Raw genomic sequence first — 3,552 nt, 5'->3', positions numbered from 1 at the left:
CACTGTGGCAAGGCAATAAGTGTGTCCGGCGAAAGGGGCGAAAGGGGAACTGCGGCCGCCAGCTCATTTGCGCAACAGCGCCATGCCATGGCTGACAGGAAAAGCGTTGACGAATTCTGCTCATATCAGGCCCATGCATGGCTTGCGCGGATGCGGCCGAACCGGCTTGGCCTTGTTGTTCCTGCGGGCTAATTTGCCGTTTCGGAGAAAGGGAAACCGGATGCGCAAACTGAAATGCACGAGCTGCGGCGGGGCGCTCGGCCTTGTGACCACGGCAGAGGGTCATTTGATCGGCAGATGCGGCAGTTGCGGATCCGAATATGTGGTCGAAGCGCAGGGTCGCCACCATGTCGTGCTGGAGCACCGCTTTCCCGACGGGCGACCCGCCGGGATGTTCCCGCCGCCGCCCGTCACGCGCCGAAAGGCGCTTGCGGCGGGGCTTGGCGTGATGGCGATCGGGGGCGGGACCTTGCTGCTGCCGCAATTCCTGCGCGGCGCGCACCAGGCAGCGCCCGAGGAAGGGCTTGCGGTCAAGACCGTTTTCAATGTCGGCGGCGAAGGGGCAGGCCCCGGTCTTTTCCGCGAATACCCGGCTCATATCGGCATCGACAGCCTTGGCCGCGCCATGATCCAGGACGGCGGAAGACGGTTTTCCGTCTTTGGCCCGGATGGCGCCTTTCTGCACCAATTCCCTTCCCCAAAAGACAGCGGTGCGCTGCTGGCCGTGCTGCCGGATGGCAGCATCATCACCGGCAGTTCGCGCCGCATCTTGCGGATCGATCCGATGACCGGCGAGATCGCCGGCAGCCAGCCCATGCCGGAGGGGGAAAGCTACTGGAGCAATGGTGAAGGCTCCTGCGTCACACCGGACGGGGGGCTGGCCCTTTACCGGGTCGCACCGCGCAGCGCCGGCGATGACGAAAGCCTGCCGCCACCGGACACGCTGATCCTTCTGGACCGCAACCTGACCGAACAGCGCCGCCTGACCGGGCTGATGGCCCAGGCGCTGGCCGCCGATCCCATGGTCGCCAGCGCACCCACGGCAACCGGCATCGCGATCAATGGTGCGGGCACCATCTACATCGTGATGAAGCGCAGCGAGGATCAGGACAGCCGCGATGGCATATTCGAGTTCAATGCCGATGGCCGCTTCCAGCGGCGTATCGCGACCACGCCGAAATTCTTTCCCTGCATCGTCGCCAGTCCCGACGGCAGGCTATGGCTTTCGGATCCCTGGGACAACATGCTGGAAGAGATCACGCCCGATGGTATCCAGCGCGTCGATCTGGCGGCAGTCGGGCGGGAGAATGGCACACAGATCGGCAATATCCGCTCGATCGCGGCTTATCCGAACGGTGACATTGCGGTCATCGGCGTGTCGGCATGGCGATTTGCCCGTCTCAGCATCGGCACTGGCTGAGAAAAGGCCACCCGACGCTGCACCGCTGCCGAAGATGCCGGATAAGGCCACGACACGGCCGGCATCCAGGTCTCTTCGTCGGCGCGCAGTTCCAGCATGTAGCGGCGCCGGTCGGTGGTGATCACCAGATTGGTCGAGATGTCCTCGCGGGTCGGCTTGACGAAGACATGCACGCGGCGGGAGGTGCCGCTGCCGCTTTGGGTATCGCCGATGATCCAGCACGCCGTGTCGCCAGCGGCGATCGATCCCTCGCCGCTCAGCGTCTCGCCGAACTCCAGGGCGATATCGGTGATCTGCCCCGGCGCGGCATAGACCTGATAGAGCGCGCCCTCCGACCAGGGATAGACCTGGATGGCATTGTAATAGCCCTCGCGGCGCGGCTCGCCCCGGGCGGCGAGATTGGCGCTTGCGACCCGCCCCGCCGGAGTCTCGGCGGCGTTGCCGCCGCGCGCCGGTGTCCAGCCCGGCGGCACATGCAGCGGTTTCGGTGCCGGATCAGCAACGGCAGCAGGAGGCGACGATGGCAATGGCGGCACATGGTCGTCATAGCTGAACTGCGGCGATTTCTGGATAGCGCAGCCCACCAGTACGGCGGTGGACAGCAGGACAACCGCCAGCATGGATCGGGGCAAGCTTCTCGCCGGGGCGCCGATCATTCCTTCGGTGAGAACAGCGGTCATTGGCTCATCTCCCGCGACCAGTTGACGGCGTTGACATAGATGCCGAGCGGATTGGCCCGCAGGGCCTCGGCAGTGCGGGACGTCTGCAGCACCACGGTCAGGATCGCGGTCCAGTGCTCGGTGGATGACAACTGGCCGTTCTCGTAGCGCTTTTCCGTCCAGGCGACCCGAAAGCTGTCCGGCAAGGCACGGATGACCGAAGAAACCTCGACCGAGACCTTCTGGTCACGTCCGTCAAGGTGGTATAATTTTCTGGATGGCCTGAGGGCATGATCATGCTCTTCCTTCCAGTCCGGCGCGAAGTGATAGGTGACGCCCGGCGGCGCCGCGCCCGACCAAGGTCGCTGATCGCGGACATAGGCCCAAATCCGTCCCTTCTTCACGCCCTTGCCGAGGCCGCGGTCGCGCAAGGACCGGTCGAACACACGGATCGGTGTGTCATCGGCATGGAGCAGGTCGCTCGCCATCTTCATCGGAACGGGCGCCGAGATCGGCAGGAACAGCGCATCGGCCGTGGCGAACAAAAGACCCTTCTTCTTCAGCTCGTGGCGCCAGGCATAGATCTGCTAGCGCGTCACATCATGGCGCTGCGCCACCTGTGCGACCGTCGCACCATCGGCGCCGACCGCCAGCACGATCCCGGGCTTCCCCTCGTCATCCCATCGCCGCCGTCGTGCCAACCCCAAGACATCGCCACGCATCCTCAACCCCGCATAAGGGGCATCGCAAACGACGTCGTTATGCACGTCCCATAACGAATCGACCCAAACTCAGGCAGGCGGTGGGAACCGGCGCTTACGCTGTCCGAGGTGACCATCGAGGCGTTCCTTCCAGCCGACGACAAGACTGCTAGGTCCTGTTGACCACTGGCGCAGCCATAGCCTGATGCAGGCGAGGTCGACGAAGCCGAGGAAGCTGCCTGCGGTTTTATCGTAGCGGGTTGCCCGCCGCCGGGTGTTCTTCAGCTTGGTGAAGCAGCGCTCGACCATGTTGCGCAAGGTGTAGATGGCCATGTCGACGACCTTGCGAACCTTCCGGTTCTTGCGCATCGGGATCATCGGCAGGGCGGTGCGGCTCTCGATATCTTCCCGAACCTTATCAGAGTCATAGCCCCTGTCGGCGACCAGAACGGCGGGCTGCGGCAGGGTATCTGCCATCATCAGATCATAGCCGGTGTAGTCGGAATCCTGCCCCGGCGTGATCTCGGTCCTCATCGGGAGGCCAGCGCCGTTGACGCGGAGGTGGATCCTGGTCGAGAACCCACCTCTCGAACGGCCAGGAGCCTCTTTCGGCGTCCCCCTTTCGCGCCCGCCGCATGATGATGCGCCCGGATCACGGTGCTGTCGACCATCTGCAGCTTGTCCGGCGCAACCCCCGCGTGGTTCGAGCCGCATCCAGGATATCCTCCCACAGCCCCGCTAGGGTCCAGCGGCGGAACTGACGGTAGACCGA

1 protein-coding gene and 3 pseudogenes are annotated in these 3,552 nt (G+C 64.4%); 1 reads left to right on the top strand and 3 read right to left on the bottom strand.

The window, feature by feature from the left end; all coding sequences use genetic code 11:
- The first annotated feature begins 82 nt into the window (after positions 1 to 82).
- Complete coding sequence (locus I9P22_RS23660) at positions 83 to 1,420, top strand: NHL repeat-containing protein (protein ID WP_233253569.1); 1,338 nt, start codon at positions 83 to 85, stop codon at positions 1,418 to 1,420.
- On the opposite strand, the pseudogene I9P22_RS23655 reads toward I9P22_RS23660, so the two are convergent.
- From I9P22_RS23655 to I9P22_RS23635, 3 pseudogenes are all read right to left on the bottom strand, one after another.
- Positions 1,405 to 2,040 (bottom strand): annotated as a pseudogene (locus I9P22_RS23655) (TrbG/VirB9 family P-type conjugative transfer protein); the annotation flags it as partial. The gene I9P22_RS23660 and the pseudogene I9P22_RS23655 overlap by 16 nt on opposite strands.
- Positions 2,041 to 2,096: 56 nt before the next feature.
- A pseudogene (locus I9P22_RS25115) lies at positions 2,097 to 2,567 on the bottom strand (VirB8/TrbF family protein); the annotation flags it as partial.
- A gap of 390 nt (positions 2,568 to 2,957) precedes the next feature.
- Positions 2,958 to 3,552: pseudogene (locus I9P22_RS23635) on the bottom strand (IS5 family transposase); the annotation flags it as partial.

It is taken from the genome of Paracoccus binzhouensis (assembly GCF_016446475.1).
GTDB lineage: Bacteria > Pseudomonadota > Alphaproteobacteria > Rhodobacterales > Rhodobacteraceae > Paracoccus > Paracoccus binzhouensis.
This window is presented reverse-complemented; position numbering and strand designations above follow the sequence as displayed.